At 49.4% G+C, this 6,438-nt stretch carries 4 protein-coding genes; 3 read left to right on the top strand and 1 reads right to left on the bottom strand.

The window, feature by feature from the left end; genetic code table 11:
• Together pdxK and pemB are read left to right on the top strand one after the other, a co-directional pair.
• Positions 1 to 864, top strand: a complete 864-nt coding sequence (gene pdxK / locus J5224_RS17085) for a pyridoxine/pyridoxal/pyridoxamine kinase (protein ID WP_264626508.1) — start codon at positions 1 to 3, stop codon at positions 862 to 864.
• A gap of 236 nt (positions 865 to 1,100) precedes the next feature.
• A complete protein-coding gene (gene pemB, locus J5224_RS17080; RefSeq protein ID WP_264626507.1) occupies positions 1,101 to 2,405 on the top strand; it encodes a pectinesterase PemB in 1,305 nt (434 codons plus the stop codon).
• 61 nt (positions 2,406 to 2,466) lie between these two features.
• Here the strand turns inward: pemB and J5224_RS17075 are convergent, their stop codons facing one another.
• Entirely contained in the window at positions 2,467 to 3,282 is an 816-nt protein-coding gene (locus tag J5224_RS17075; RefSeq protein ID WP_264626506.1) for a hypothetical protein, read from the bottom strand.
• 436 nt (positions 3,283 to 3,718) lie between these two features.
• Between J5224_RS17075 and J5224_RS17070 the strand changes: the two genes are divergently transcribed.
• Positions 3,719 to 6,424: a cation-transporting P-type ATPase gene (locus J5224_RS17070; RefSeq protein ID WP_264626505.1), complete on the top strand. Its 2,706-nt coding sequence runs from the start codon at positions 3,719 to 3,721 to the stop codon at positions 6,422 to 6,424.
• Positions 6,425 to 6,438: the final 14 nt, after the last annotated feature.

The raw sequence follows: 6,438 nt of genomic DNA, 5'->3' as shown, positions 1-6,438 counted from the left end.
ATGCAGTACGTACCCATCACGCCGGACGCGGAAAGCGCCCATTTTCATTCCGGGCCTGCACACTATGATGTGATCTCTATTCAGTCACAGGTCGTTTATGGTTGCGTAGGGAACAGTATCGCGGTACCGGCGCTATCGCAACATGGGTTACGCGTTGCATTGGTGCCTACGGTCATTCTCAGCAATACGCCTCATTATCCTAACTGTTATGGCGGAAAAATTCCGGTCGAATGGTTTGAAGGCTTTCTGCAAGGTTTGCTAGAGCGGGGCGCATTAACACATGCGCGAGCTATCATCATTGGCTACATCGGCACGACCACACTGGTGCCGCCGCTCGTTGCCTGGCTTAAACAGGTGCGCGACGCGTGGCCGGCTATTCATATCATTCTCGATCCGGTGATGGGGGATACTGACTGCGGCTACTATGTTAATGCCGAGATAAATGCCTGCTATCGCGATGAGGTATTACCGTTGGCTACCGGGTTGACGCCCAATACGTTTGAGCTGAGCTGTTTGTCGGCCATGACGCTGGACAGTGCCGAATCAGCAATTGCTGCTGCGCGTACGTTACTAAAAGGAAAGATGGAGTGGGTGGTTGTCACCAGTGCGCCAGGCAACCTCGATAAGCAACGGATTCAAGCGCTGTGCGTCACGCGCGATACGGTGGTGCCTATCCAGCACAACCGCTTGCCGATTGCGCCGAAAGGCACAGGTGATCTGTTTTGTGCCGAACTGACGGCTGCCTTACTCGAGGGGCAATCTCCAGCTCAGGCTGCGCAACATGCCTGCCATCAGGTAGAACGCTCCGTGTTGAAAACCCAATTGTCTGAAAGCGAAGAGCTTTGCTTGGCACCGTTGGTGTAAAGGAATAACGCCAGTGGCGATTGAATCATCACCCTACATATTCATTTTAGTTACAACATACATTGTGTTTAACCAAAAACCACTCTCCTGCAATACCACCTCTTATTGATAAAACCCAATCAGCAGTGCCTGAGGGGAGACGATACTAAAACCATGATCGGGCTTCACTTTTTTTCTTTTGCTTGCAAATAGAATTGAAACTCGATTTCATTTTATTAATCTGCATGGGGTGAGAAGTGAAATATCAGCCATTCTCCGGTATTGCTGCTGCGGTATCCGTTTCTTTGCTGTTGGCGGCTTGTCAAACTGCAACATCGCCACAGGCACAATATCAACCTTCATTTCCTGGAACGACACTGCGGCCCGTACTTTCCAGCGATGAAGCCGCGCGTTTTACACAACAACACTATTTTGCCTATCGTGGGCTCTATGCTTCACCCATTGCGGACGCCTGGACGCCGCAGCCTATCAATATCGCTTCAGTGAATACGCCCTATGTGGTGGGCCCCACCAAAGGGATTGATGGCGCTACCTACACGCAGATTCAAGACGCAGTGAATGCGGCATTGCAACAGCAGAAAGGCAATCAGCGTATTTACATTAAAGTCCAGCCAGGAACCTACATCGGCACGGTTTATGTGCCTGCTGAAGCGCCACCGATAACGTTGTTTGGCGCAGGTGATACCCCGGAAAAAACCGTCATCTCGCTGGGATTGGACTCGATGGTTTCACCGGCCACCTACCGAACGATTGTTAATGCCAATCAACAATATCAGTCTGGCGATCCTGCCTGGTATATGTATGACGTTTGCGCATCAAAACAGAACAAGACGATTGATACCATCTGCGCTGCGGTTTTGTGGTCACAGAGCGATGAGTTTCAGTTAAAAAACCTGACGGTGGTGAACTCGCTGCTGGATACGGTAGACAGCGGTACTCATCAGGGCGTAGCGCTGCGAACGGATGGCGATAAGATTCAGCTAGAGCAGGTGCGTTTGATTGGGCGGCAAGATACCTTCTTCGTCAACACCAGCGATAAAAAGAATAATTACGTCACCGATCACTACAGCCGCGCCTATATCAAGGACAGCTATATCGAAGGTGATGTTGATTACGTCTTTGGTCGTGCCACCGCCGTGTTTGATAACGTTCGTTTCCATACCGTATCTACGCGGAAATCAAAAGAAGCCTACGTATTCGCCCCCGATACCATGCCGTGGGTGAAACACGGTTTCTTGGTGATCAACAGCGCGCTGACGTCCGACAGTGGCTATAAATCGGGTAAACAGAGGGCCAACATGGGCCGGGCTTGGGATCAGGGCGCGCGCCAGACCGGTTATTTGCCCGGTAAGACAGCAAATGGTCAACTAGTGATTCGCAACAGCACGGTTGATAGTGGCTATGACTTACTCAACCCATGGAGTGCAGCTGCCACGACCAGCAGACCATTTAAAGGCAATGCAAACCCACAACGCGATCTGGATGACATTAATTACAATCGGTTATGGGAATATAAAACCACCGTACTGCTAAACCAATAACCGCGCATCGTTACTGCACCGGGTGTGGCTCACCACACCCGGTGCTATATTTATATTTTCATCAAGGTCGCGCACCGTTTAATACCCGTTCTCTGATGTAGCGCAGCGCTGACTGCAAGGCCTCGTGGTTAATGGCGTCGATCTTGAGCGTCTTCATATCGATGGGGAGAAAGCTTTTATATTCCGTGTTGTATAAGAAATCATCCTTAGAAAAATCTATTGAATGCACATCGTTATCAATCATTCTTGCCACGGTTTTCACGAAATCGACATCGGCATCTTCATGAAACTGGTTTACCTGTGACAGCGGGCAGCCGCTGATATTCGTTAACACAATTGCACGACCGGATAATTCACTGGCTGAGCCATCACCGTAATAGCGATTAAATGCTTCTGTTTGATCTTTGATCATGCCCGGTGATTCGCCATCGAAAAAGATTTTTATCAACCGATTAGCATGTAATTTATCAATAACCACAACGGCTTCTTTACTTTCAGTCACCATATTGCCAAGCATATTACTGTGTTCATGCATAAAATCCGAGTAAGAACACACATCGGGCATTTTAGGCATTATGGTAACACCACAGTTCTTCATCCAGGTGGTATACAGCTGCTTTACGTGCTGATTGGAGACATAGGGTAGGGCTTTACATATTTTATTGCTAAGCTGTTTTGCCTCTGGCGTTTTTATTGTTTCCCCGCTATTAAAGAATATATCTCTCGCCTCTTTTTTTGACAAGCCAATGGATGTGCTAGCAATTTTAACCAGCTTATTGAGTGTTTTTCTGGAAATGCCAGCGTTTTTTGATTTTTTCGCCAAAGCTACATCTAAAGAGTCCGTACATGGATTAATAATCGACGAATATATTCTCATCAGTCCACTCCATTATGATTTGTTGTAAAAATGAAAATAAAAAATCTAGCTTAACCTGAAAACAATAAAAGTCAGAAGTGGCATGTCTGCGCTGAGTCATTTTTTGGCATTACGGTTATTGTGTTTGTAGTTTGCTTGATAAAAACCCTGAGAATACCGCTCAGATTAAATCACCATGAAAAAATACTTATGTGAAATTTTTACGTGTATTCACGCCTAACCCTATAAAACGCATAACATTGTGCTACGTTTAAATCAGCTTGTTTTTGACGTGATTTTTATAACAATCTGAATTAGTTGATTTTATTTTTGTGCGTTATGTTACGGAGATGCAGCCTGTTTATAACAATGACGCCATTATCAACGCAGGTCACCCGTTAATACGTTTCTGTCCGCTTGGGTATCAGGTTAATGATGACGAAAAGGGTCAGCGCTTATGAACAACGATATGCTTTCAAATGACAAACCCGCTGCGAATAACGATTACCAGCGCAATGTAGAACAGGTCTTGGCCCGGCTGGAAACCAGCGCAACGGGACTAGACAGCCAGGATGCCGTGAAACGTCTCCAAACCTACGGTGAAAATACCTTGCCGCAAAAGCAAGGCAAACCGGCCTGGTTGCGTTTTTTAGCCCATTTTAACGATGTGTTGATCTACGTTTTACTCGCTGCCGCGCTATTGAAGGCCGTTATGGGGCACTGGGTTGATATGTCAGTGATTCTTGGCGTAGCCGTTATCAATGCGCTGATTGGCCATATTCAGGAAAGCAACGCAGAAAAATCCTTGAAAAGCATTCGTAATATGCTTTCCAGTGAGGCATTGGTGATACGTCAGGGTAAGCATGAAACGGTGCCAACGACGGCATTGGTTCCTGGCGATATCGTCGTTATTCGCGCTGGCGACAGAATCCCTGCGGATTTACGGGTTATCGAAGCGCACAATCTGTGCGTTGAAGAAGCCATACTGACGGGCGAATCCACGGTTGTGCAGAAAGAAACCGGGGCATTAAGCGGCGAGCTACCGCTCGGCGATCGCCTCAATTTACTGTTCTCGGGTACAACGGTCAGTTCTGGCGGTGGGAAGGGGGTGGTTATTGCTACCGGTGGCGACACAGAACTGGGCCACATTAACCAGATGATGGCGGATATTGAGAAACATCGCACACCGCTGCTGGTGCAAATGGACAAACTGGGCAAGGCGATTTTCATCCTTATTTTGGTGATGATGGCAGCGCTGTTTGTTTTCAGCATCCTGTTCCGTGATATGCCGGTTTCCGAATTAACGCTCTCATTGATAAGCCTGGCGGTTGCCTCTGTACCGGAAGGGTTGCCTGCCATTATTTCAATCATCCTCTCACTGGGTGTGCAGGCGATGGCACGGCAACGCGCCATTATTCGCAAACTGCCCACGGTAGAAACCCTGGGGGCGATGACGGTTATCTGCTCCGATAAAACCGGCACCCTGACCATGAACGAAATGACGGTCAAAGCCATTATCACCGCTGATGCGGTCTATCGTGTCGAGGGTGACAGCTACGAACCGGTAGGCACCATTCATTCACTGGAGGATTCTCGCCCGGTATCCATCGCCGCTGATTCATTGCTGGCGCGCTATCTGCGCACCATTGATTTATGCAATGACAGTCAACTGATCAAAGACGATAGCGGTTTTTGGAAAATTACCGGTGGCCCGACCGAAGGGGCACTCAAAGTGCTCGCCGCCAAGGCAACGTTGCCCACGGTGGAAACAGAACTGCGCAGTAAAATTCCGTTTGATTCCCAATACAAATATATGGCGACCCATTATCGGATCGGTAGCGAAGAGCAGATATTGATCACCGGTGCCCCGGATGTGTTGTTCAGGCTGTGCCAGCAGCAACTGACAGATCGCGGCGTACAACCGTTTGATTTGCGCTATTGGGAAAGCAAAATGGCAGAGTACGCGCGGGAGGGGTTACGGATGGTGGCCGCCGCCTGGAAGCCTGCCGCTGAAGGGCAAGAAGTGCTGACACATCAGGATCTGGAACAGGGCGCAATATTTCTTGGCATCGCCGGGATGATGGATCCGCCCCGCCCAGAGGCTATTACGGCGATCGGCGACTGCTTGCAGGCAGGTATCCGCGTCAAGATGATCACTGGCGACCATCCGGAAACGGCAATGAGCATCGGAAAAATGCTCGGTATCGGCAATGCTGACAACGCGATTACCGGTCGCGAGCTGGAAAAAATGGATGCGGAAACGCTCAGCGCTGCGGCTCAGAATTACGATATCTTTGCCAGAACCAGCCCCGAGGACAAGTTCCGGCTGGTGCAGGCGCTACAAACCAGAAAAGAGATTGTCGGCATGACGGGCGATGGCGTGAACGATGCGCCTGCGCTGAAGCAAGCAGATGTCGGGATCGCCATGGGGATAAAGGGCACGGAGGTGACCAAAGAAGCTGCAGACATGGTACTGACCGATGACAATTTTGCCACCATCGCCAGTGCCGTGAAAGAGGGGCGGCGCGTCTATGACAATCTGAAAAAAACCATCTTGTTTATTATGCCCACCAACCTGGCGCAAGGCTTACTGATCATCATCGCGTTATTAGCGGGTAACCTGATTCCGTTAACGCCCGTGCTTATCCTGTGGATGAACATGGCCACCTCAGCTACATTATCCTTTGGTCTGGCGTTTGAATCCGGTGAAAAAACCATCATGAAACGCCCGCCGCGTGACCCACGCCTGCACGTGATGGACGGTTTTGCTATTTGGCGCGTGGCGTTTGTCGGCACCATGATTGCGCTCAGCGCCTTCGCGTTGGAAGCCTGGCTCCAACCACAAGGCCACTCCGCTGAGCTGATTCGCACTGTCTTGCTGCAAACACTGGTCACGGCGCAGTGGTTCTATATGCTTAACTGCAGGGTATCCAACGGTTTTTCTCTGACCAAGGGATTATTAGCCAACCGGGGGATTTGGATTGTCAGCGCCGTACTGCTTGTGCTTCAACTGGCGATTATCTATCTGCCCTTTATGCAGATGCTGTTTGGCACGGAAGCGTTGCCATTCCGCTACTGGCTCATCACCTTTGCCATCGGTTTTGTTATGTTCTTGATTGTGGAAGCGGAGAAACCGCTGACGCGTAGGTGGCGTTCATCGTAACGCAAGCTACTGTG

The sequence above is a fragment of the Candidatus Symbiopectobacterium sp. NZEC135 genome (genome assembly GCF_025962695.1).
The sequence above is the reverse complement of the archived record's forward strand: the minus strand, read 5'-3'. Positions and strand labels throughout refer to the sequence as shown.

Excerpts from the sequence above, each read along its gene's own strand:
- pdxK (WP_264626508.1), top strand. The coding sequence starts at position 1 with ATGCAGTACGTACCCATCACGCCGGACGCGGAAAGCGCCCATTTTCAT.
- J5224_RS17075 (WP_264626506.1), bottom strand. The coding sequence starts at position 3,282 with ATGAGAATATATTCGTCGATTATTAATCCATGTACGGACTCTTTAGAT.
- J5224_RS17070 (WP_264626505.1), top strand. The coding sequence starts at position 3,719 with ATGAACAACGATATGCTTTCAAATGACAAACCCGCTGCGAATAACGAT.